This is a genomic window from Nocardioides asiaticus (assembly GCF_040049175.1).
Classification (GTDB): Bacteria; Actinomycetota; Actinomycetes; order Propionibacteriales; family Nocardioidaceae; genus Nocardioides; species Nocardioides cheoyonin.
Genome location: NZ_JBDZDM010000001.1, coordinates 258153 through 280845, shown reverse-complemented (window position 1 = coordinate 280845; position 22693 = coordinate 258153). Strand labels below are relative to the sequence as shown.

Here is a 22693-nt window from a genome sequence, read left to right as displayed (position 1 = left end):
CGTGTTGAACGGTCGGAAGCGACTCGTCGCAGGCCTCGCAGCCGCCGCCGTCGTCGGAGTGTCCGGGATGATCCCGGCCCCGAGCGCCCAGGCGAAGCCCAGCATCAAGGATGTCCAGCAGCGCGTCGACACCCTCTACCACCAGGCGGAGGAGGCGTCGGAGCACTACAACAACGCGAAGCTTCGCCTCAAGGACCTTCGCTCGGAGCTGAAGGACCTCAAGGCCGACCAGCGCCGCCAGACCAAGGCGCTCAGTGGCATCCGGGAGCAGCTCCGCGACTCGGTGCTCGAGCAGTTCGAGGGCTCCGGGATCTCCGCCGTCGGCCAGGCCGCGTTCTCGAGCGACCCCAAGGAGTTCCTCGCCGGCATGACCACCGTGTCGGCCTACAACAGCGTCCAGGGCGACCTGCTCGACCGCTACAACACCGAGGTCAGCGCGCTCGACATCCGGCGCAAGGCGACCCAGAAGCGCGCCGACCAGGTCGCCGAGACCGAGAAGCAGCTCAAGGACGACAAGGACGCGATCGACGACAAGCTGTCGTCGGCCAAGGGGCTCCTCGCCAACCTCAAGGAGGAGGAGCGCCAGGAGATCCTCTCCCGCAACGAGCCGCGCGTGCCGACGAGCGACGTCCCGGTCAGCGGACGCGCCGGTGCCGCCGTCTCCTACGCGATGGCCCAGGTCGGCAAGGCCTACGTCTACGGCGCCGCCGGTCCCAGCGCCTTCGACTGCTCGGGTCTCACCATGATGGCCTGGGCCCAAGCCGGCGTCGCGCTGCCGCACTCGTCGTCCGCTCAGTACGGCACCGGGCCGCACATCGCCGAGTCCGATCTGCGCCCCGGCGACCTGGTGTTCTACTACAGCCCGATCAGCCACGTCGGTATGTACATCGGCAACGGCCTCATCGTGAACGCCGAGAACCCCTCGGTCGGCGTCAAGGTGACGAGCCTCCACTCGATGCCGTACGTCGGCGCCGTACGCCCCGGCTGATCCAGAGCCGGGAGCCACCCAGCTGGCCGACCAGACGCCGAAGGCCGGCCGCCCACGATGGTGGGCGGTCGGCCTCGCGTCGTTCCTGGCCCTGGTCATCGCGGCGATCGTCGTCTGGCGGCTGACCGGCTCCGGCGAGTACGTCGCCCCCAAGCCGAGCCCCGGACCCTCTCGTGAGGCCGACACCGGCGCGGCCAACGAGGCGCTGCAGGAGCTCGTCGCCGACGTCGACGCGGGCCGGAGGACGGCGTCGGGGCCGTCCACGGACGCTGCTGTCACGACCGTGCTCCGCAACGCGGCGGCGCTCCACGTCGCCGACTTCTCGGCGCGCTACGTCGCCGAGGACGGCGCGGTCGCGGCCGACGGCTCGTGGACCGCCGACGTCGAGATCGGCTGGCGCTTCGCCGGCTTCGACTCGCGCGCGGTGAGCGAGGAAGTGGGCGTCGAGTTCGCCCCGGCCGCCGGCGGCGTACGCATCGCCGGGTTCGGTGGGGGCGACGAGAAGCTGCCGGTCTGGCTCTCCGGGGCGGTCACGGTCCGACGTACGCCCCAGACGCTCGTGGTCGTCCGTGGAGGAGCGAAGAAGGCAGCGGAGTACGCCGACCTGGCTCGCACCGCCGTCGTGACGGTGCGGCGGGTCGTGGACTGGCGGCGGCCCCGCCTCGTCCTCGAGGTGCCCGAGAACCAGGGCGGCCTGGAGTCGGCGCTGGGCGCGGACCCCGGGACCTACGGCGGCGTCGCGGCGGTGACCGCGACCGTCGACGGCTCCGGAAGGTCGTCGGTGCCGGTGCACGTGTTCGTGAACCCCGACGTCATCGGGACGCTCGACAGCCAGGGTGCCCAGGTCGTCATCAGCCACGAGGCGACGCATGCCGCCACCGGCGCCGCCACCAACACCCACCTGCCGATCTGGCTCTCGGAGGGCTTCGCCGACTACGTCGCGCTGCGCGACGTGAAGCTGCCGCTGTCGACGACCGCGGGCCAGATCCTGAAGGACGTACGCCGCCACGGCCCGCCCGCCCATCTCCCGGACCAGTCCGACTTCAACTCGCAGTCCTCGACCTTCGGCGAGGAGTACGAGGCCGCGTGGCTTGCCTGCCGCGTCGTGGCCGAGCTCGGCGGCGAGGACGGGCTGGTGCGGCTCTACGACCGCGTGGAGGTTGGAGCGCCGCTCGGCCGGACGCTGCAGTCCGTCACCGGTCTCGGCGTCAAGGGCTTCACGAAGGCCTGGCAGGAGCATTTGTCAGACTGGGCGGCGTGATCCGGCGCTCGTGGCTCGTGCTCGGCCTCGGGGCCGTCGCCTTCGTCCTCCTCGCCTGGCTGCTCGTGCCCTGGCACCCCTATCCCGGCGGGAGCCTGGACCTGCCGTCGGCGACCTCGGTCTTCAGCCCCGCCCAGATCGAGCGGGCCACGGCGTACTCCCACGTCGCCCGCTGGCTCTCCCGCGGCGCGCTGATCGTCTCGCTGGTCGTGCTGTGCCTGCTCGGCTTCACCCGGGTCGGGAGGTGGGTGACCGCTCGGCTGCCGGGACCGTGGCCCGTGCGCGCGGTGCTGGCGGTGCTGATCGTGGTCGTGATAGGTCGGCTGTGCACGCTGCCGCTCGACGTGGCATACCAGCACGAGGAGCGGACTTACGGGCTCTCCGAGCAGGGCTGGGGGCCGTGGCTGCGCGACCAGGGCGTCTCGACACTGGTGACGGTCGTGGCGACCGCCCTGGCGGTGCTCGCCCTGCTCGCCTGCACGCGGCGGTGGCGGCGCTCCTGGCCGATCGTGGCGGGCGTGGTGCTCGCCGTCCTCGTCGTGCTCGGCTCCTTCGTCTACCCGGTCCTCGTGGAGCCGCTCTTCAACCACTTCCGGTCGCTGCCCGACGGGCCGCTCCGCACGCAGGTGATGGCGCTCGCCGACAAGGAGGGCGTGCACGTCGACGACGTCCTGGTGGCCGACGCGTCCCGGCGTACGACCACGCTCAACGCGTACGTCACCGGCTTCGGCAGCACCCGGCGGGTCGTCCTGTACGACACCCTCCTCGACGCCGCGGACCGGCGCGAGGTGCTGTCCGTGGTCGCCCACGAGCTCGGCCACGCCAAGCACGACGACGTGGCGATCGGGACCGGACTGGGGGCGTCCGGCGCCTTCGTGGGGGTCGGGCTCCTCGGGCTGCTGGCCGGTCGGAGGCACGCCGGCCTCACCGACCCTCGTGCCGTGCCGCTGCTGCTCGCGCTGTTCGCGCTCGGTGCGGCTGTCGCGACCCCGGTGGAGAACGTCATCAGCCGGCAGATCGAGACTCGTGCTGATGTCGAGGCGCTGCGCACGACCCGCGACCTGGATGCGTTCGTCGAGATCCAGCGGGCGCTCGACGTACGCTCGCTCACCGACCCCACACCTCCCGCGTTCTCGCAGTGGTGGTTCGGGTCCCATCCCACCTCGCTGCAGCGGATCGCCGTCGCGCATCGGGTGCTGGGTGAGTAGTCGGGAATTGCGCCGAAATGGGCGAAGGCGCTGCAGCCCCCTCGCTGCAGCGCCTTCGCGTGAACTGCTGTCGGATCAGTGGCTCGTGATGCCGGTGTTGACGTCGTCGAACATGCCGGCGATGTTGTCGCCGAGCGTGAAGACGATCGTGATGATCGCGACCGCGATGGCGGCGACGAGGAGGCCGTACTCGACGGCGGAGGCGCCGCGCTCGTCCTTGAGACGGGTGAGGATCAGTGCGCGCAGGTAGTCGATCTTGCTCTGCATGGTGGTTTCTCCTGTGAATGACCGGGTCCGGGCCCGGGGCGTGTGTCCGTGCGAGGACACTCGCCCCGCGTGACAGTGAGTCTTCCGGGAACAGGAGCCCGGCGAATCGGGCGAGCGGACGGACCGGGGTGGTCAGTTGGGACTAGACCGGACTGGCTCACCTGAGAGTGGACGGGGGGACCTTGGTCCATGGCCAGTTCCTGAGCGTGAAAACGCGGTGATCTGCACGTTAACCGCGGAGCAGTTCGAAGACAAGAACGACCCGCCGACGGTCGTCGGCGGGTCGTCGAATGAGCTGCGGAAGGCGGTCTAGACGCCGGTTGGCTGGACGCTCGAGAGCAGGCCGATCCGCATCGCGGTGACCAGCGCCTGGGCGCGGTTGGTGGCGCCGAGCTTCTGGTAGATCCGGGCGATGTGGGACTTGGCCGTCGACTCCGACAGATACAGCCGGCTGCCGATCTGCTGGGCGCCGAGGCCGTCGGCGAGAAGCACCAGGACCTGGTGCTCGCGCTCGGAGAGTCGGGTGGACTCACCGGACGCTCGCCGCATCATGGCACCGGCCAGACCCGTGCAGACGAAGGACCGCGGCGAGACCGACGCGTGCCGGACGGCGCGGACGACCTCCATCGCCGGTGCATCCTTGCCCACGAACCCGGAGGCGCCCGCCTCCATCGCGGCGAAGATCTGGTCGTCGCCTGAGTGCATCGTCAGGATGATGATCCCGGTCGTGCGGCTCCGGCTGCGAATGGCCCTGACGATGTCGAGCCCGGTGCCGTCGCGAAGCTGCAGGTCGGCGACGACGACGTCCGGCCGGAGCTCGTCGTAGGCCGCGACCGCGTCGGCGACGCTGCCCGCCTCGCCGGTGACCTGCAGGTCGCCCTGCTGGTCGAGGACGCCGGCCAGTCCCGCACGGAGCAGCTCGTGGTCGTCGGCGAGCAGGACGGAGGTGGTAGCCGTGAGCGTGGTCATGAGTCAGCTCCTTGGTAGGAGGGAATCCGAGCGCCGGCGCTGTCGACCCGTGGCGCTGGCAGGGAGACAGTGACGGTGAACCCGCCGCCAGGCGTTGGACCGAGGTCGAGGTCTGCGCCGATCAGCCGGGCGCGCTCGCGCATGATAGAGAGCCCGTGCGAGCCCCGGCGCGGGCCCTGGAAGCCCTGTCCGTCGTCCTTGACGGTGATCCGAGCGGCTGGTGCGCGCACCTGGCAGTGCACGTCGATGCCGCTTGCCCGGGCGTGCTTCACCGCGTTGTTCATCGCCTCCTGGGCGATGCGCAGCAGTTCGCCCTCGATCTCGGGGCGGAGCCTGTCGGTGTGCTCGTCGAGCGTGACGTGGATCGGCACGCCGGACACCTCGGAGAGGCTCCGCGCCACCGAGCTGAGCGCGGCGCCGAGGCTCTCGCCCGGCGCGACGCTCGTGCGAAGGTTGACCAGCGAGCGACGCACCTCGGTCACGATCGCACTGATCCGCTCGCGTACGACGTGTAGACGCGCAGGGTCCACCGGGCCGCCAGCACTGAGGGCGTCGACGAGGTAGCCCAGCGACGCGAGGTCCTGCGCCATGCCGTCGTGCATCTCCCGGGCGAGACGTCGCCGTTCCTCTGTCGTCGCCGAGTCACGGAAGGCGGCGAACAGCAGCGCGGTGTCCAGGTGAACGGCCCGATCCTTGAGACGATCCCCGAGCCGCTTGATCGTCCCGCTCAGGTCGACGTCCTCTGGCTGGGACCGGCTCGAGAGTGCACCGACGACGACGGCGACGAGGCCGGCCTCCGTGCGGAGCGGGAAGGCGAAGTAGCGGCCCGACACCATCGCGAGCCCGGCATCCCACGAGGTGAGGGCAACCTCCTCACACACGCCGAGCTGCTCATTGCCGAGTGAGCGGGTCAGCAAGGGAGTGAGGGTGTTGTCCCGGGGCACATAGAGCGCGAGCGAAGTCGTCGGGAGATCGTTTCCCACGGTGGTGAGGATGTCGCCGCCGAGCCCGACCGGGTCGAGACCGGAGTCGAGGCCGTCGGAGATGGAAATGAGCCGACGAAGGAGTCCCTGCGCGTGGTGATAGGGGGCGAGCGGGTCAGCAGCGCGACCGAGCAGACCGTGGACGAAGGCGCCGATCAGCCCCAGACCGAGTGCCGTGAGCAGCCAGCTGAACAGTGAGGTCATGTCGTTCGCGTCGGGCGAGCGCCAGGCGGCCAGCAGGACCGCGGCGAGCGCCACGGTCTCGCCGGAGAGCGCGCGGAGCAGGCCGGCGACTCCTTCATAGATGCCCGCTACGAAGACGGGGACCACCAAGGCGCCGAGGATCGCCTGTGTGTGGTCGAGACTGGCGCCGCAGACGGCGCCGACTCCGATCGCCTCCAGGACGGTGAGCGACCCGGAAACGTTCCGAGGCCGCAGCTCGGCCGCGGTTGCCACCGCCCACACCGTCGCGATCGCGAGCAGCGCGAGGAGCGCAGCCATGTCCCTGGCCCACAGCACCGGCACGAGAAGCGCTGCGAGCACGAACACGCGCGCGGCAGCAGTGACGCGGAGATGGAGACGGTCGGGAGCCATCAGAAGCTGTCCATGATCCGTAGCGCAGCCGGACCCATGATCATGACGAAGAGGCAGGGAAGGATGCAGAAGATCAGCGGAATGGTGATCTTGACCGGCACCTGCTGGGCCTTGGTCTCGGCCCACTGCCGCTTCTTGATGCGCATCTCCGAGGCCTGAACACGGAGAACCTGGCCGACCGGGATGCCGAACGAGTCGGCCTGGACCATCGCGCTCACGAAGGAGCGGACATCGTCCAGGTTGGTTCGCTCGCCCAGGCCGCGTAGAGCCTCCGAGCGCCCGGCGCCGAGCTGCATCTCGCGCAGCATGCGGGCGAACTCTTCGGCAAGCGGACCCTCAGTGTTGAGCGAGACCTGCTGGACGGCCGCGTCGAAGCCCAATCCGGCCTCCACGCTGATGGTCATCAGGTCGATGGCGTCGGCGAGCGCTCCCTTCATCTTGTCGGTCCGTTCGTAGGTGCGCTGGTAGAGGAACAGATCCGGGGCGAAGAAGCCGACTGCCGCTCCGAGGATCGCCGTGAGGAAGGCGGTCATCATCGCGAACCCGAGCATGATCGCGAACCCACCACCGAACAGGAGGCCGAGGCCAGCGGCGAGGACCTTGCCAGAGACGTATCGGTCGACGGTCCAGCCGGCTGGGTTGCCGGCGAGGTCGAGCTTCCGTCGAACTCGCTCCGCGCTGTCGGAGCCCCCGATGCGGCGGCCCAGCTTCAGCGCGCGATCGCGTAGCGGCTCGATGATCCGGTCGGCGAAGGAGGGCGTCAGCTCGTCGGTCAGCTCCTTCGGCGCGTCCGCGAGTGCCTCGAGCACGGCGAGCGAGCGCGCGACTCCGCTCTGTTTCGGCTGGAGCGAAATCGCGAGAAGGGCGAGGGCAGTGCCGATGCACACGAAGCCGAGAAGCAGGAGGAGAATCACTTCACACCTCCACCTTGACGAGCTTCTTCATCCAGAAGCTCCCGACGCCGAGCCAGCCGAAGCCGAACACGAGCATCACGATGCCGCGAGGGTCCGAGTACAGCGGCGCGACGTAGGACCTGTTCGTCAGCAGCAGATAGACGAGGAACAGCGGAGGAAGCGCGCCGATCACGATGGCGGACAGCTTCCCCTCGGCAGCGAGCGCAGCGACCTGGCGCCGCAGGTACTGCCGCTCGCGCATGGTGGCGGCGACGGTGTCGAGCAGCTCGGCGAGGTTGCCGCCGACCTGACGCTGGATCCTGATGGCCATCACCACCCACGCGAAGTCCTTGCTGGAGAAGCGTTCGGCAATCCCTTCAAGGGCGTCCTCGAGTGAGACCCCGAGACGGTTCTCGACCAGTACCCGCTTGAACTCCGCCGCAATCGGCTCCTGACCTTCGCGTACGACGGTGTCGACCGCCTGCGCGAGCGACAGCCCCGCAGAGAGGGAGCCGGCGACCAGCTGCAGCGTGTCGGGCAGGACGTTGTCGAACCGCTTGCGCCGACGAACCCGCTGGAAGCCGAGGTAGAACCACGGCGCGGCCGCGCCGAGGGCCACGAACAGCAGCCCGACGACGATGTTGCCGCGGCCGAGCAGCAGCCCGACGGCGCCGCCGGCGAGCACGACGGTGAGGTGCAGGATCAGCCACTCGGCCGGCTTCAGCTCGCTGCCGGCCGCCTCGAGGCGGCGCGAGATCCGTTGCTCGAGGCTCTTGTTGCGGCGCAGCAGGTCGTCGGCCGCCTTGCGGGTCGCGGAGACGGCGAGCTCGGTGTCTGACCGGTTGTCGGCCGCCGACGGCGGACGCGCGTGCCTGGCGGTGTAGGACTCGATCCGGTCCGTCGGCGACATCGTGCCCCTGCGCGGCACGAGCGCGAGGCCGAGCAGCAGCAGGGCGAGGCCGACCGCACCCGCGGCGACGTACACGGTCCAGTCGGGCAGCTCGGTCATAGCCGGTCCGTCACGAAGGTCAGCGGGTCCACGGTGACGTTGGCATCGGCCATCTTGTCGAGGACCTTCGGCCGCAGCCCGGTCGGGCGCAGGTGGCCGAGCACCCGGCCTTCGCCGTCGAAGCCGGCGCTGGTGTCGAACACGAAGAGGTCCTGCAGGGTGATGACGTCGCCCTCCATCCGCTCCACCTCGGTGATGTGGGTGATCCGGCGGGTGCCGTCCTTGAAGCGGGTCTGGTGCACGATGAGGTCGACCGCCGAGGCCACCTGCTCGCGGATGGCGCGCACCGGCAGGTCCATGCCCGCCATCAGCACCATCGTCTCCATGCGGGCGAGGGTGTCGCGCGGGCCGTTGGAGTGCAGGGTGCAGATCGAGCCGTCGTGGCCGGTGTTCATCGCCTGCAGCATGTCCAGCGCCGAGGCGTCGCGGACCTCGCCGACGATGATCCGGTCCGGTCGCATGCGCAGGCTGTTGCGTACGAGGTCGCGGATCGTGATCGCGCCCTTGCCCTCGATGTTGGCGGGCCGCGACTCGAGGCGTACGACGTGGTCCTGCTTGAGCTGCAGCTCGGCCGCGTCCTCGATCGTGACGATCCGCTCGTCGTCGGGGATGAAGCTCGACAGCACGTTGAGGGTGGTCGTCTTCCCGGCTCCGGTCGAGCCGGACACGATGATGTTGAGCCGTCCTCGCACCGCCGCCTCGAGGAACTCCCGGCTCTGGTGGGTCAGCGACCCGTACTTGATCAGGTCGTCGATCGTCAGCGGGTCGGCGGCGAACTTCCGGATGGTGAGCGCGGAGCCGTCCACCGCGAGCGGGGGTACGACGGCGTTGACGCGGCTGCCGTCGGGGAGCCGGGCGTCCACCATCGGGCTGGACTCGTCCACCCGGCGGCCGATGCGGGAGACGATCTTGTCGATCGTTCGCCGCAGGTGGGCCTCGTCGGAGAAGTGCGCGTCGGCGCGCACGAGCCGGCCGCTGCGCTCGAGCCAGATGTCGGCGTACCCGTTCACCATCACCTCGGAGACCTCGGGGTCACGAAGGAACGGCTCGATCGGGCCGTAGCCGAGGATGTCGTCGGTGATCTCCTGGCTGATGCGCAGCCGGTCGCCGGTGCTCAGCGGCCGGTCCTGCCCGGCGATCACGTCAGCGAGGACGCTCCGGACCTGCTTGTCGAGCTCCTGCGAGGTCATCTCGGCGTCGTACAGCCGCGGGCCGAGCTGCTTCAGCAGCTCGCTGTGGACGCTCGACTTGAGCTCGCCGATGCGGTTCTCCTGCTGGCTGCCGAACGTACGCCGAGGGTCGTGCTCGTCGCCGGCGAGCGGCGACACCTTCACCACCGGCGCCTCGGCGCGCGCGTCCACAGCGCCCGCGGCAGCCGCACCGGCCGGGTCTATCCGCGGCCGCGGCGGCACCGGCGCCATGTGGTCGACCGGTACGTCGGCGCGGCGCTTGCCGATGTAGGTGCCGATCGTGTGCTCGAGCGTGCCGACCGGCTCGGGGGCGAAGACACCGCCGTCGGGCTCGGACCCGTCGTCGGGACGGGTCGTGCCGCGGACCGCGGCGAGACGCTCGGAGAGGCTCATGGACTACTACTTCCGCTTCCAGCGCCGGCGCGACGGCGCCGGCTCCTCGGACTGCTCGACGGTGACGGGCGGGGCGATGTCCTGGCCGGCGAGCCGTGTCGCCAGGTCCAGGACGGCCACGCTGGTGGGGTGCTTCGGGCTGCGCGTGACGATGGGTACGCCGGCGTTGGTGGCCGCCGCGACGTCGACCGACGAGCCGACCCGGGCGACCGGCTTCATCCCGAGGATCGACTCGACCCGCTCCGGGCCGAGGCCGACCTCGTCGTCGGCCCGGTTGAGCACGAGATGGCGATGCTCGGGCGCCAGCCCGAGCAGGTCGAGCGTCTCGAGGGCGACCTTGACGTTCTTCAGCGTCGGGACGTCGAGCGTCGCGACCAGCACGATGTCGTCGGTGGCGTCGAGCGCGGTCAGGGTCTGCTCGTCGAACGACGGCGAGGTGTCGACGACGACGTAGTCGCAGGTTTCCCGCAGCGTCTTCAGCACCCGCCCGACGAGGACCGGCGACACCTGCTCGCGTACGTCGGGGTGCGTCGGCGCCGCCAGGACGACGAGCGAGTCGGCGTGGCGGGTCAGCAGCCCGTCGAGCAGCTCGGCGTCGAGCGAGCCCTCCGCCCCGATCGCGTGCTCGATCGTGTGGGTCGGGAAGAGCTGCATCGTGATCGCGACGTCGCCGAAGGCGAGGTCGAGGTCGACCAGGCAGACCCGGCGTGCGCCCTGCTCGGTGAGCGCGAGGGCGAGGTTGACCGCGACGGTGGTCTTCCCGACGCCGCCCTTCGGCGACCAGACGGTGATGACCTTGCCGCGCCGCGCCGCGCCGGTCGGCCCGCGCAGCGCGCTGAAGAGCTCGTACGCCCGCTCGACCGCCTTGGTGAGCAGCTTCGGCTCGTCGAGGGGTACGACGTCGCGCGCACCGGCCTGCATCGCCGCCGTCAGCGCGTCGGCGCCGATCTCCTCCTCGCGGGCGACGAGGACCACCGACACGGTGGGGTGCGACGTACGCAGGGTGTCGCAGACGGCGAGCGCGTCGCCGAGCGGGACGGAGGGACCGACCACGACGACGTACTCGTCGTGGTGCTGCGCCAGCCAGGCGCGCATCCGGTCGACGGTGCCTACGGCCTGGGCGCCGGCGGGCAGGCCGCGGAGGATCTCGGGGACCAGTTCCTGGTCGGGTTCGATGACAACAGGCATGGGTGCCTCACTCGAAGAGGTTCCCGAGATCGGTCTGCGGGGCAGCGCCGATGTGGCTCCCGCGGGAGAGGAGCCCGAAGGCCAGAGCGCCGTTCTGCTGCGCGAAGAGGACCTTCTGGGCCTCCTTCTGGCTGACGGCGAGCGTGATGAGCGTGTTGGGCAGGGTCTCGGCGGGGGCGTCGCCGCCACCGTCGGTGTCGGTGGTCGTGGTCGACCCGGCGACCGGCGTGGAGCCGACCCCGAGGACGGTGACCTTGGGCAGGAGCAGCCGGGTGAACGGCGTACCGCCGGCGTCGGTGCCGTTGAGGAACACCGCCACCTGCGAGCCGGGCTCGACGTACCCCGCCACCCGGGCGGGGTCGGTGAGCGTCACCGAGATGGCCACCTTCTTGGGCGGGATCGGCAGGTCGGTGGTCGCCGCGGCGAGGGACTGGTCGCCGAACTCCGCGGAGACGACCTGCTCCCCGGGGTAGATGGTGGCCAGCGCCGCCTTGCCCGCGAGCGAGCTGGCGCCGTCAGGTCCGACGGAGTCGGGTACGACGTCGTCGGCGACAACCGTCTTGTAGCCGAGCTTGCCGCTCTTGACCGCCTGCTCGTACGTCTCGCCGGCGCTGATCTCCTGGTTCGCCGTCAGGACCTGCTTGGTCTCGTAGTGCTGCTGTGCGCGGTGGTCGGCACCGCGCACGTAGACGAGCACCATCACCGCCCCCAGCGCTGCGATCAGTGCCGCGGCGACGACGAGCAGCCTGCGTCGCTCCATGACGACCTCCCCCATATGGAGGCGGCCGGGGATCCGGCCGTCCTCCTCGTGCGCAATGGGGCGCACACCCTTTCCTCGTCGTGAACCGTAGTTGCGCGCAATCGGTCCGGGATGCGTTTTCGGATCCCACGAAAGGGTGGTCTTGGGGGCGTCGGCCTAGTCCGTCCGGACTAGGGTCGGGCGCTGTGGCTCAGCGGTAGAGCGCCTCCACCTCGTCGCGGAACTCCCGCATGACGACGCTGCGCTTCAGCTTGAGGCTCGGCGTGAGCTCGCCGCCCTCCTCGGTCCAGGCGTCGGGCAGGACGGTGAACTTCCTGATCGACTCCGCCTTGGAGACCGCCCTGTTGGCGTCGTCGACCGCGGTCTGGATCTCGGCCCGCAGGTCGGCGTCGTCGACGAGGTCCTCGATCCGCTCCGACTTGCCGTGGGTCTTCGCCCAGGTCGGCACCGACTCCGGATCGAGCGTGACCAGCGCGCCGATGAAGGGCTCGCCGTCGCCCACGACCATGCACTGGTCGACGAGCACGTGGGCGCGCAGGCGGTCCTCGAGGACGGCGGGCGCGACGTTCTTGCCGCCGGCCGTCACGATGATCTCCTTCTTGCGGCCGGTGATCCGGACGAAGCCCTCGTCGTCGACCTCGCCGAGGTCGCCGGTGTGGAACCAGCCGTCGGGCGTGAGCGCGTCGGTGGTGGCGTCCTCGTTCTTCCAGTAGCCGGCGAACACCTGCCCGCCCCGGAACAGCAGCTCCCCGTCGTCGGCCACGCGGACGGAGGTGCCGCCGATGGGGCGGCCGACGGTGCCGATCTTCATGGCGTCGGGCAGGTTGACCGTCAGCGCGGCCGTCGACTCGGTGAGGCCGTAGCCCTCGAGGACGGTCAGCCCGATGCCGCGGTAGAAGTGGCCGAGCCGGTCGCCGAGCGGTGCGCCGCCGGAGACGGCGTACGCGCAGTGGCCGCCGAGCGCGGCGAGGAGCTTGCTGTAGACCAGCTTGCTGAAGAGCGCGTGCTGGGCCCTCACCCGCAGCGGGACCTTGCCGGCGTCAAGGGCACGGGAGTACGCGATCGCGACGTCGGTCGCGATGCCGAAGATCCGGCCCTTGCCGTCGGCGACCGCCTTCTGCGAGGCGGTGTTGTAGACCTTCTCGAAGACCCGCGGCACCGCGAGGATGAAGGTCGGCTGGAACCCCTGCAGGTCGTCGAGGAGGTTCTTGATGTCGGGGCTGTGGCCGAGTCGGGTGCGGGACTTCACGCAACCGACCTGGATGACCCGGGCGAAGACGTGGGCGAGCGGCAGGAAGAGCAGCGTGCTGGCGCCGTGGGTGTCGAAGAGCCGGTCGAGCTCAGTGACCGCCGCGGTGAGCTCGGACATGAAGTTGCCGTGGGTGAGGATGCAGCCCTTGGGCCGGCCGGTCGTGCCCGAGGTGTAGATCAGCGTCGCGATCGAGTCGGCCTTCGCGGACGTACGCCGCTCCTCCAGCTGCTCGTCGGAGATGTCCGCACCGAGCTTGACCAGGATCTCGACGGCGTTGTCGGCGAACGACCAGACGTGGTGGAGGTCCTCGAGGTCCTCCCGGACCTCGGTGACCCGGGCGACGTGGTCGGCGCCCTCCGCGACGATCGCGTGGACGGCGGCGTCGGAGAGGATCCAGTGGACCTGCTCGGCGGAGGAGGTCTCGTAGACGGGGACGGTGATGCCGCCGGCGAACCAGATCGCGTAGTCCAGCAGCGTCCACTCATAGCGCGTCTTCGAGAAGAGGGCGACCCGGTCGCCGGGGTTGATGCCCGCGGCGATGAGGCCCTTGGCGACACCCGAGACCTCGGCGAGGAACTGGGCAGCGGTCACGTCCTCCCAGGAGCCGTCGAGGGCGGGTCGGCTGAAGACGACGTCGTTCGGCGCCTCGGCGGCGTTCCTGACGACGTCGTCGGTCAGGTTGCCGTCCGAGGGGACCTCGAACGTCGCCGGCGTGGAGAACTCGCGCACAAGTGCCTCCGCATACTCCTGGTAGGTGAACACAGTGAGGTTACCCCGGTCACACGTCGGGCGGTCACCGGGGACCTCATCCGGTACGCTCCCAGACCGGTCGACCAGACCGATCCCGGCAGCGCGCGCCCCGTAGTGTCCACGCTGCCGCCGCTCCCCGCAACGATGCCGTCCGAAGGATCTTGCATGGCAGACCAGACCACGTCCTCGATCGTCATCGAGGCCGCGCCCGCCGCCGTGATGGAGGTCATTGCCGACTTCCCGGCCTACCCGGTCTGGGCCAAGGGGATGAAGAGCGCGACGCCGTTGTCGACCGGCCCCGACGGACGGGCCGAGCAGGTGCGGTTCGTGCTCGACGTCCCGCCGATCAAGGACGACTACACCCTGGCCTACACCTGGGACCGCGACCGCGAGGTGAGCTGGAGCCTGGTCGAGGGCACCCTGCTGCGGGCGCTCGACGGCTCCTACACCCTCCGCGACCTCGGCACCGGGTCCACCGAGGTGACCTACCGGCTCTCCCTCGACGTCTCCATCCCGCTCATCGGGATGCTCAAGCGCAAGGGCGAGAAGATGCTGATCGAGACGGCGCTCCGGGGGCTCAAGACGCGCGTCGAGCAGCTCGGCTCGTCGGCCTGATGCGGATCATCCTCTTCACCGGGAAGGGCGGCGTCGGGAAGTCGACGGTCGCCGCCGGTACGGCGGCCCTGGCGGCCGCCTCGGGGCAGCGCACCCTCGTGCTGTCCACCGACGCGGCGCACTCGCTCGCCGACGCGTACGGCGTGACCGGGATCGGCCCGGAGCCGACGGAGGTCGCGCCCGGGCTGTTCGTGGAGCAGGTCGACGCCCAGCTCCGCTTCGAGCAGTCCTGGGCCGACATCCAGCGCTACCTGCTGTCGGTGCTCGAGGTCGTCGGCGTCGACCCGGTGGCCGCCGAGGAGCTGACCGTGGTCCCCGGCGCCGAGGAGGTCTTCGCGCTCCTCGAGCTCCGCCAGCGGGTGCGGTCGGGGGAGTGGGACGCCGTCGTCGTCGACTGCGCGCCGACCGCCGAGACGCTGCGGCTGCTCGCCCTGCCCGAGGCGCTGGGCTGGTACATGCAGCGCGTCCTGCCCCTGCAGCGCCGCATCGTCAAGACCCTCAAGCCGGTCCTCACCCGCGCCTCCGGGGTGCCCATGCCGGGCGACTCGGTCTTCGACGCCGTCGTACGCCTCCACGACGAGCTGGAGGACGTGCGCGAGATCCTCGCCGGCCCGGAGGCGTCGGTGCGGCTCGTGCTGACCCCCGAGCGGGTCGTGCTCGCCGAGGCGCGCCGCTCGTGGACGACGCTCTCGCTCTACGGCTACCGGGTCGACGGCGTGGTCGCCAACCGAGTCTTCCCGGCGGAGGGCGCCGACGACTGGCGGGCCGGCTGGGTCAGCGCCCAGGACGAGGTGCTCGCCGACGTGGCCGCGTCCTTCGCCGGGCTGCCGGTGTGGCGGTCGGTCTACCGGACCGGCGAGCCGGTCGGCGTACCCGCCCTGGAGACGCTGGCGCGCGAGGTGTACGCCGACAGCGACCCGCTCGCGCCGCCGAGCGGCGACGGGCCGTTCCGGGTCAGCCGTACGCCGGCGGCCCGGATCGTCCGGCTCGCGCTGCCCGGCGTGGCCGGCGGGAGCGGCTGGATGGACCGCGACCAGGTGCATCTCGGCCGCAACGGCGACGAGCTCGTCGTGACCGTCGGGTCGTATCGTCGTCTCCTCACCCTGCCCGCCGGGCTCGCGCGGCTCCGTGTCGCCGGCGCCCGGGTCGAGCAGGGTGAGCTGCAGGTGAGGTTCGTCGAGACCCGTGGACCCGGAGCCGAGAGCGAGGAGCAGGAGTGAGCGAGGGACCGTCCGACCCCGAGCAGCCCCGCGAGGAGCCCGTCGGCAGCGCCGCCGAGGAGGCGGCGAAGCTGCTCGGCTCCCTCGGGGACTGGGCCCGAGAGAACCTCGGCGAGCACCTCGCGACCGGTGCGCCGGAGTGCACCTACTGCCCGATCTGCCGCACCGTCCACGTCGTACGCGAGGCGAGCCCGGAGGTGCGGGTGCACCTCGCGAGCGCGGCCGCGTCGCTGATGCAGGCCGCGGCAGCGGTGCTCAACGCGGTCGCCACGCCGCCGCGGTCCTCCGCCCGCGGTCCTGAGGTCGAGAAGATCGACCTGGACGACAATGGTGCCGACGACGGCTGGCCCGACCCCGAGGAGGATCGATGAGTCACGGCTTGTCCTGCGGCGTCGACGTGGGCGGCACCAAGATCCTCGGTGGCGTGGTCGACGAGAACGGCACGATCGTCGACGAGGTCCGGGTCGACTCTCCTGCGACCGACGTCGCCGCGATCGAGACGGCGATCGCGACCGTCGTCGACGAGCTGTCCGCGCGCCACGAGTTCGGGACGGTCGGCGTGGGCGCGGCCGGCTACATCGACAAGGCGCGGAGCACGGTCATGTTCGCGCCCAACATCGCCTGGCGCGACGTGAACCTGCGCGAGCGCCTCGAGAAGCAGGTCGGCCACACCGTCGTCATCGAGAACGACGCCAACGCCGCCGCCTGGGGCGAGTTCGTGTACGGCGCCGGGGCCGACGTCGACGACCTGCTGCTGATCACCGTCGGGACCGGCGTCGGCGGCGGGCTGGTCCTCGACGGCGAGCTCTACCGCGGGGCGTTCGGGGTCGGCGCGGAGATCGGCCACATGCGGGTCGTGCCGAACGGCCTCCTCTGCGGGTGCGGCAACCGGGGCTGCTTCGAGCAGTACGCCTCAGGCTCGGCCCTCGTCCGCGACGCCCGCGCGGCCGCGCGCGGCGGCTCCCTGCTCGCCCGCAGCCTGCTCGACCGGGCCGACGGCGACGCGCAGCGGATCAACGGCCCGCTGATCACCGAGGCGGCCCGGGACGGCGACCCGTTCGCGACCGAGGCGCTCACCACCCTCGGGATCTGGCTGGGCGAGGGGATCGCCTCGCTCACGGCGGTGCTCGACCCGGCCGTGGTGGCGGTCGGCGGCGGCGTCGCCGACGCCGACGACCTCCTGCTCGGGCCGGCGCGGCGCGCGTTCGCCGCCCAGCTCACCGGCCGCGGCCACCGTCCCGTCCTCGAGATCCGCAAGGCCTCGCTCGGCAACCGCGCCGGGCTCATCGGCGCCGCGGACCTGGCGAGGCGCTGACATGCAGATCGGGGAGCTCTACATCGGCGTCGACATCGGCGGCACGAAGGTGCTTGCCGCCGAGGTGACCCCGGCCGGGGTCGTACGCCGCACCGCCCGTCGTACGACGCCGGGACGGCGGGTCGACGTCACCCTCGTCGAGGACGCGCTCACCGAGGCGGTCATGGAGGTCGCCGCCGGGCGCCGGATCGACGGCGTCGGGCTCGCGGCGGCCGGCTTCGTGGACGCGCAGGGGGAGCGGGTCATGTTCGCCCCGCACCTACCGTGGCGCGGCGACCCGACCCGGTCGCGCCTGGAGGCCCGCTGGGGCACCAGGGTCGCGCTCGACAACGACGCCAACTGCGCCGCCCGCGCCGAGCTCGCCCTCGGCGCCGCCCGCGGCGTCGACGACGCGCTGCTGGTCACGATGGGCACCGGCATCGGCGGTGCGGTCGTGCTCGGCGGGACGTTGCTGCGCGGGCAGAACGGCATGGCCGGCGAGTTCGGACACATGCAGGTCGTGCCCGACGGGCTGCCCTGCGAGTGCGGCGGCACCGGCTGCTGGGAGCAGTACTCCTCGGGCAACGCGCTCGTCCGCTACGTCCGTGCGCGGATGGACGTGGCCGAGCACGGCCCGACGCTCGTCGAGGACCTGTGCGACGGCGACCCGGCGCGGCTGACCGGCCAGATGGTCACCTCGGCGGCCGAGCAGGGCGACCGGCTCGCGCGCACGGCGTTCGCCTCCGTCGGGGAGTGGCTGGGCGTCGGCCTGGCCAACCTCGTCGCGGCGTTCGACCCCGGGCTGCTCGTCGTCGGCGGAGGGGTGTCCGCGGCCGGCGACCTGCTCCTCGGCCCGGCCCGCGAGGCGCTCGCGGAGTCGCTCGTCGGGGCCCAGCACCGGCGGGTGCCGCCGATCGTCCAGGCCGCCTTCGGGCCGGAGGCGGGTGTCGTCGGGGCCGCCTCGATGGCGCGCTCGGGCGAGCCGTCGGCCGTGGAGACGGCCCGGTGGGCTAGACGCGCGCGCCGTCGTCCCAGGGGTCGCCGGGGTCGCGCGACATGGTGACGAGCAGGTAGCCGAAGCCGCCCAGGAACGCGAGCACGAGGAACGCGATCACCCAGCTGGGGAAGTCGAAGCCGGTGACGGTGTGGATCGTGACGAGCAGGACCGCGATGACCGGGGTGCCGAGCACGCCCAGCCACGCCATGAAGCGCTCCGGCGTCGTGCGAGGCAGCGCCGGGGTCGGCGGCACGAACTGCTCCGACTCGGCGAGGTCGAGGGGGTTCTCGCCGTCGACCTCGTCCGGCGCGGAGCCGTCGTCGCCGAAGGAGAGGATGACGGAGTCGTCGGTGACCGGGTCGTCGGGCTCCTCGAGCACCCGCTCGCCGTAGTTCGCCACGATCTCGCGCCAGGCCGCCTCCTCGGCGGACTCGGTCGCAGGCTCGTCGGCGCGAGGCTCGTCGGCGCGGTCGTCTTCGTGCACGTCACCAACAGTAGACATGCGAAGAGGTGGCGCCTAGCCCGCGGGCACGACTCGCCGTACGAACTCGGCGGTCTCGGCGTAGATCCGCGGCGCGTCGTGGTCGATCGTGGCCACGTGGTAGCTCTCCTCGAGCCGGCGTACGGTGACGTCCTTCGAGCCGATCCGAGTGGTGATGAGGGCCTCGGAGAGGTCGTCGACGACGTGGTCCTCGGTCGAGCGGAAGTAGAGCAGCGGTGCGGTCATGTTCGGCAGGTCGGCCACCAGCGGCGGCCACGCGCGCATCATCGAGTGGGTCGCCTTCAGCGGCGTACGCGGGTAGCTGCGCTCGTCCACGCCCGGCTTCTTGATGTCGTTGCCGATCCCCGGGAAGGACGGCACGAGGTGCTTGAGCAGCGGGAGGAGTCGTACGTCCCTGCGGCGGGTCGCCAGCGCCGGGTTGACCACGACGACGCCCGAGACCAGGTCCGGGTGGTCGGCGGCCAGCCGCAGCGCCAATGCACCGCCCATCGAGAGCCCGCCGACGACCACCGCGTCGTGGTCGAGGCAGAGCTGGTCGAAGACGCGGCCGACCTCGCCGTACCAGTCCTCCCAGGTGGTCGCGTTGAGGTCCCGCCACGAGGTGCCGTGGCCGGGCAGGCGGGGCACGGCGACGCCGTACCCCTGGTCTCCGAGGGACTCGCCCCACGGCCGGACCGAGGCGGGCGATCCGGTGAAGCCGTGGGAGAGCAGGATCCCGATGCGAACTCCACCCGTCAGCTCCGGGCGCGCAGGGATCGTGAGCGGCTGCGTCGACACCTCCGGCTCGGTCACGCCAGGCATTCTGCCGCGCCGGGTCCCGGGACGTTAGGCTCCTCCTTGGTCCCGACGAGGGGCCGCATCATGGACGTGGACTGTGCTCGCGCGGCTGGAGGAGGCAGGTTGTACGAGGGGTTCTTCTACTGGCTGATGAAGTGGGTCGTCATCGGTCCGTGGCTCAAGCTCGTCTTCCGGCCGAGGATCCGCGGGCTGGAGAACGTCCCCGAGGAGGGCCCGGCGATCCTCGCTAGCAACCACCTCTCCTACGCCGACTGGCTCTTCATGCCTCTCTACGTGCCGCGGATGGTGCGCTTCGTCGCCAAGGCCGAGTACTTCACCGGCCGCGGCCCCAAGGGCTGGCTCCAGCGCACGTTCTTCCGCGGCACCGGCAACGTCCCGATAGACCGGTCGGGCGCCTCCGCGGCCGAGGGCGCGATCATCTCGGCCAAGCGGGTGCTCGAGAGCGGCGAGCTCTTCGGGATCTACCCCGAGGGCACCCGCTCGCACGACGGCAAGCTCTACCGCGGCCGCACCGGCATCGCCCGGATCGCGCTCGCGACCGGCGCCCCGGTCATCCCCATCGCGGTCCTCGAGACCGACCGGATCGCCCCGCCGGGCAAGAAGTTCGGCCGCCTCACCCGCCCGGTAGTCATCTTCGGAAAGCCGCTCGACTTCTCCCGCTACGAAGGGATGGAGAACGACCGCTTCATCCTGCGCGCGGTGACCGACGAGATCATGTACGAGATCCTCAAGCTCTCCGGCCAGGAGTACGTCGACGTCTACGCCTCGGAGGCGAAGAAGCAGGCTGCCTAGCCGTGGGTCGGCGGCCGCGACCGGCGGCACAGGCAGCGATCTCCTACGCTCGTCCCGTGACGATCCACGCCGGTCACCCGTTCCCGACCCCCGAGGACCCCGTACGCCGGCTGCGGGCGCGACTGGGTGGGCAGGTGTCGCTGTGGACCGCGAGCGGCGAGGGGGAGGAGTGGGCCGGGCTGACGGTCACCTCGCTGATGGTCGCCAACGGCGAGCCGGCGCGGCTGCTCGCGCTCGTGGACCCGGACAGCGACCTGCGTGACGCGCTGGACGACAGCGGCGCGGCCGTCGTGTCGCTGCTCGAGTGGCGCCACCGCCAGCTCTCGGAGGCGTTCGCCGGGACGGCGCCGGCCCCCGGCGGCCCGTTCCGGACCGGGGACTTCGAGCCGACCGAGTGGGGGCCGCGGCTCGCCGACGCTCCCACGTGGGCGGGCGTGCGCGTGGAGTCGACCGCGGAGGTGGGCTGGTCGGTCCTGGTGACGGCGACCATCGAGCACCTCGAGGTGGGCGCCGACGAGGAGCCGCTGATCCATCGGCGCGGGAGGTACGTCCAGTGAGCCCTGCCGTCGACCGGGCCCGGGACACCGACGCCTACCTGGCGCGGCTGGGACTCGTCGTACGACCGGGGCCGACGCTGGACACGCTGCGCGAGCTGCACCGCAGGCACACCGCGACGATCCCGTACGAGAACCTCCATACGATGCTCGGCAGCCCGCCGCCGGTGGACCGCCACCTGACCCTGGCGCGGGTCGCGCGCGGCGGCAACGCGGGCTACTGCCTGCACCAGAACGGCCTCCTCGAGGAGGTCCTCACCGAGCTCGGGTACGACGTCGTGCGGCTGTGGGGCCACAACTGGGAGGACGAGGCGGAGCGCGCGGACGTCCATCTCGGGCACCTCGTGGTCTACGTCCGGGGTCTGCCGACCTCGGACAACCCCGGCGGTGCGTGGTGGCCCGACCTCGGCTTCGGCGACGGCATCCGCGACCCGCTGCCGCTGGTGACGGGGGAGCACCAGCAGGGGCCGTTCGGCTACCGGCTGCTCGTCCACGAGGGCGGCTGGACCTTCCACCATGACCCGCAGGGCAGCTTCCACGCCGTGGACGTCTTCGCCAGCACCCCCGGCGACGGCGAGCTCCGCGAGGCGCACGCACGGCTGAGCGGCCCGGACGGCGACTACTCCCGCCTGCTGGTGGTCCAGCGTCGTCTGGCCGACTGCACCGAGACGCTCCGCGGCTGCCTCTTCACCCGGGTCGGGGCCGGCGCGGAGCGCACCGAGCTCACGGCGTACGACGCCTGGCGGGTGCGCCTCGTCGAGCTCGGTGCCTCCCTGGTCGACGTCGACGAGGACGCCCTGCGGGCGCTCTTCGACCGCAGCCTGGTCGCGCACCGGGAGTGGGTGACGAGCCGGTGACCGGCTTCCCGACCGTCTTCCGAGCCGCGACCGAGGCGGACGTCGAGGCGCTCACCGACCTCGAGCAGGCGGCCAACGAGAAGTCGCTCGGTCACCTCTTCGGTGGCCGTCCGTTCCCGCGAGACGACGTCGCGGCCACCTGGCGCACGCGGCTCGGCGAGCCGGCGACGGTGGTCGAGGTCGTGGAGGAGCCGGGCGGCGGTCTGGCGGCGCTCCTCTGCTACGACGCCGAGCGGCTGCAGCACCTCGCCGTGCACCCCGACCGATGGGGGAGCGGCCTCGCCCGCGCCGCGGTCGAGCGGGCGGTCGCGGCGATCCCGGGCGACTCGGTGCTGTGGTGCCTGGAGGACAACACCCGGGCCCGCGGCCTCTACGAGCACCTCGGCTGGGTGCTGAGCGGGCGGACGAGCCGCAGCCAGTACCCGCCGTACCTCCCCGAGGTCGAGTACGTCTGGAGGCGCCGTGGCTGACGACGCCGGCGGGGAGGAGCTGCTCGCGATCGCCGAGGAGCTCTACGGCCTGCCGCTCGCCGACTTCACCCCCGCACGGGACGCGAAGGTGCGCGAGTTGAAGGGGACCGACCTCGCCCCGGCGGTCAAGGCGCTCAAGAAGCCGTCGACCGCGGCGTGGGTGATGGACCTGCTGGTGAGGTACGAGACCGAGCAGGTCGACCAGGTCCTCGCCGTCGGCGCCGCGCTGCGGGAGGCGCAGGTGGGGATGGACGCCGCGCAGCTGCGCGAGCTGACGAAGCAGCGGCGGCAGCTCACCGCCGCGGTCACCCACCGTGCCCGCGCGCTCGCACGCGAGCACGGGCTGCGGGTCACCGACGCCGTCGCCGAGCAGGTGGAGGCGACCCTCACCGCCGCCATGGTCGACGTCGGGGCGGCGAAGGCCGTACGCAGCGGGCTGCTGGTCGCGGCCCTGACCGCGACCGGGGTCGGCGAGGTGGACGCCGCGGCCGCGGTGGCGCTTCCGGACGCGCTCGGCTTCGAGGCGTCGGCGGTCGAGGAGCAGCCGCCCGTGCCGCTCCACGCGGTGCCCGACCTCGAGCCGGACACCCGCGCGCTGGACGAGGCCCGGGAGCGGCTCGAGGAGGCCGAGCGTGCGCTCGCCGACGCGCAGTCCGAGCGCGACGAGGCCGCGGCCGACGTCGACCGGCTCGAGGCGCGCTCGCTCCAGGTCCAGTCGGAGATCGAGGAGCTGCGGCGTCGGCTCGCCGACCTCGAGGACACCGCCCAGCAGGTCGACGACGAGCTCTCCGAGGCCGAGGAGGCCCGCGACGACGCCGACGCGGTCCTCGCCGAGGCCCGCGAGGCCCGGGAGGCGGCCGCAGCCGACGTACGCCGCCTCGAGGGCTGA

The 22693-nt window shown here is 71.6% G+C and carries 24 protein-coding genes; 13 read left to right on the top strand and 11 right to left on the bottom strand.

Annotated elements, in window-relative coordinates:
- The first annotated feature begins 1 nt into the window (after position 1).
- The 3 genes from ABLE53_RS01345 (at position 2) to ABLE53_RS01335 (ending at position 3457) form a co-directional block, all read left to right on the top strand.
- Complete coding sequence (locus ABLE53_RS01345) at positions 2–988, top strand: C40 family peptidase (protein WP_348856737.1); 987 nt, start codon at positions 2–4, stop codon at positions 986–988.
- Between the two features lie 283 nt (positions 989–1271).
- On the top strand, positions 1272–2249 hold the full coding sequence (locus tag ABLE53_RS01340; protein ID WP_348856736.1) for a hypothetical protein: 978 nt from the start codon (positions 1272–1274) through the stop codon (positions 2247–2249).
- Positions 2246–3457, top strand: coding sequence for a M48 family metalloprotease (locus tag ABLE53_RS01335; protein ID WP_348856735.1), 1212 nt, complete (start codon positions 2246–2248; stop codon positions 3455–3457). The genes ABLE53_RS01340 and ABLE53_RS01335 overlap by 4 nt, the downstream gene beginning before the upstream one ends.
- Before the next feature lie 75 nt (positions 3458–3532).
- On the opposite strand, the gene ABLE53_RS01330 is transcribed toward ABLE53_RS01335, so the two are convergent.
- From ABLE53_RS01330 to ABLE53_RS01290, 9 genes are all read right to left on the bottom strand, one after another.
- Positions 3533–3724 (bottom strand): Flp family type IVb pilin, encoded by a 192-nt coding sequence (locus ABLE53_RS01330; protein WP_348856734.1) that lies wholly within the window; start codon positions 3722–3724, stop codon positions 3533–3535.
- Between the two features lie 309 nt (positions 3725–4033).
- Positions 4034–4693: a response regulator transcription factor gene (locus tag ABLE53_RS01325; RefSeq protein WP_348856733.1), complete on the bottom strand. Its 660-nt coding sequence runs from the start codon at positions 4691–4693 to the stop codon at positions 4034–4036.
- Positions 4690–6270 (bottom strand): sensor histidine kinase, encoded by a 1581-nt coding sequence (locus ABLE53_RS01320; protein WP_348856732.1) that lies wholly within the window; start codon positions 6268–6270, stop codon positions 4690–4692. The genes ABLE53_RS01325 and ABLE53_RS01320 overlap by 4 nt, the downstream gene beginning before the upstream one ends.
- Positions 6270–7184, bottom strand: a complete 915-nt coding sequence (locus tag ABLE53_RS01315) for a type II secretion system F family protein (protein WP_348856731.1) — start codon at positions 7182–7184, stop codon at positions 6270–6272. Before ABLE53_RS01315 ends, ABLE53_RS01320 begins: the two co-directional genes overlap by 1 nt.
- A gap of 1 nt (position 7185) precedes the next feature.
- Positions 7186–8172 (bottom strand): type II secretion system F family protein, encoded by a 987-nt coding sequence (locus ABLE53_RS01310; RefSeq protein WP_348856730.1) that lies wholly within the window; start codon positions 8170–8172, stop codon positions 7186–7188.
- Positions 8169–9755 carry a TadA family conjugal transfer-associated ATPase gene (locus ABLE53_RS01305; RefSeq protein ID WP_348856729.1) on the bottom strand — a complete coding sequence of 529 codons (1587 nt, stop codon included), beginning with the start codon at positions 9753–9755 and terminating at the stop codon, positions 8169–8171. Before ABLE53_RS01305 ends, ABLE53_RS01310 begins: the two co-directional genes overlap by 4 nt.
- A 6-nt stretch (positions 9756–9761) precedes the next feature.
- Positions 9762–10943 carry a CpaE/TadZ family protein gene (locus ABLE53_RS01300; protein ID WP_348856728.1) on the bottom strand — a complete coding sequence of 394 codons (1182 nt, stop codon included), beginning with the start codon at positions 10941–10943 and terminating at the stop codon, positions 9762–9764.
- 7 nt (positions 10944–10950) lie between these two features.
- Positions 10951–11769, bottom strand: coding sequence for a Flp pilus assembly protein CpaB (gene cpaB / locus ABLE53_RS01295; protein ID WP_348856727.1), 819 nt, complete (start codon positions 11767–11769; stop codon positions 10951–10953).
- Positions 11770–11893: 124 nt separating this feature from the next.
- Positions 11894–13717, bottom strand: coding sequence for an AMP-dependent synthetase/ligase (locus tag ABLE53_RS01290; protein ID WP_425474828.1), 1824 nt, complete (start codon positions 13715–13717; stop codon positions 11894–11896).
- Between the two features lie 153 nt (positions 13718–13870).
- Between ABLE53_RS01290 and ABLE53_RS01285 the strand changes: the two genes are divergently transcribed.
- Genes ABLE53_RS01285 through ABLE53_RS01265 form a run of 5 tightly spaced genes read left to right on the top strand, consistent with a single transcriptional unit; the run spans position 13871 to position 17897 of the window.
- Positions 13871–14320 (top strand): SRPBCC family protein, encoded by a 450-nt coding sequence (locus tag ABLE53_RS01285; protein WP_348856726.1) that lies wholly within the window; start codon positions 13871–13873, stop codon positions 14318–14320.
- Positions 14320–15540, top strand: a complete 1221-nt coding sequence (locus ABLE53_RS01280) for an ArsA family ATPase (protein WP_348856725.1) — start codon at positions 14320–14322, stop codon at positions 15538–15540. The genes ABLE53_RS01285 and ABLE53_RS01280 overlap by 1 nt, the downstream gene beginning before the upstream one ends.
- Positions 15537–15911: a hypothetical protein gene (locus ABLE53_RS01275; RefSeq protein WP_348856724.1), complete on the top strand. Its 375-nt coding sequence runs from the start codon at positions 15537–15539 to the stop codon at positions 15909–15911. Before ABLE53_RS01280 ends, ABLE53_RS01275 begins: the two co-directional genes overlap by 4 nt.
- The gene (locus ABLE53_RS01270; RefSeq protein WP_348856723.1) at positions 15908–16855 is read left to right on the top strand and encodes an ROK family glucokinase; all 948 of its coding nucleotides are present in this window, start codon (positions 15908–15910) and stop codon (positions 16853–16855) included. The genes ABLE53_RS01275 and ABLE53_RS01270 overlap by 4 nt, the downstream gene beginning before the upstream one ends.
- Before the next feature lies 1 nt (position 16856).
- Entirely contained in the window at positions 16857–17897 is a 1041-nt protein-coding gene (locus ABLE53_RS01265; protein WP_348856721.1) for an ROK family protein, read from the top strand.
- Here ABLE53_RS01265 and ABLE53_RS01260 read toward each other — a convergent pair.
- Both ABLE53_RS01260 and ABLE53_RS01255 read right to left on the bottom strand, forming a co-directional pair.
- A complete protein-coding gene (locus ABLE53_RS01260) occupies positions 17845–18315 on the bottom strand; it encodes a hypothetical protein (protein WP_348856720.1) in 471 nt (156 codons plus the stop codon). The genes ABLE53_RS01265 and ABLE53_RS01260 overlap by 53 nt on opposite strands.
- 33 nt (positions 18316–18348) lie before the next feature.
- Positions 18349–19125 (bottom strand): alpha/beta hydrolase, encoded by a 777-nt coding sequence (locus ABLE53_RS01255; protein ID WP_348856719.1) that lies wholly within the window; start codon positions 19123–19125, stop codon positions 18349–18351.
- 69 nt (positions 19126–19194) lie between these two features.
- Here ABLE53_RS01255 and ABLE53_RS01250 point away from each other — a divergent pair, with 69 nt between their 5' ends.
- From ABLE53_RS01250 to ABLE53_RS01230, 5 genes are read left to right on the top strand one after another with little or no spacing between them, the layout of a single operon-like run.
- A complete protein-coding gene (locus tag ABLE53_RS01250) occupies positions 19195–19923 on the top strand; it encodes a lysophospholipid acyltransferase family protein (protein ID WP_425474827.1) in 729 nt (242 codons plus the stop codon).
- 56 nt (positions 19924–19979) lie between these two features.
- Positions 19980–20480, top strand: a complete 501-nt coding sequence (locus ABLE53_RS01245) for a flavin reductase family protein (protein WP_348856718.1) — start codon at positions 19980–19982, stop codon at positions 20478–20480.
- Positions 20477–21334, top strand: coding sequence for an arylamine N-acetyltransferase family protein (locus tag ABLE53_RS01240; RefSeq protein ID WP_348856717.1), 858 nt, complete (start codon positions 20477–20479; stop codon positions 21332–21334). Before ABLE53_RS01245 ends, ABLE53_RS01240 begins: the two co-directional genes overlap by 4 nt.
- Positions 21331–21804 carry a GNAT family N-acetyltransferase gene (locus tag ABLE53_RS01235; RefSeq protein WP_348856716.1) on the top strand — a complete coding sequence of 158 codons (474 nt, stop codon included), beginning with the start codon at positions 21331–21333 and terminating at the stop codon, positions 21802–21804. The genes ABLE53_RS01240 and ABLE53_RS01235 overlap by 4 nt, the downstream gene beginning before the upstream one ends.
- The gene (locus tag ABLE53_RS01230) at positions 21797–22693 is read left to right on the top strand and encodes a hypothetical protein (RefSeq protein ID WP_348856715.1); all 897 of its coding nucleotides are present in this window, start codon (positions 21797–21799) and stop codon (positions 22691–22693) included. The genes ABLE53_RS01235 and ABLE53_RS01230 overlap by 8 nt, the downstream gene beginning before the upstream one ends.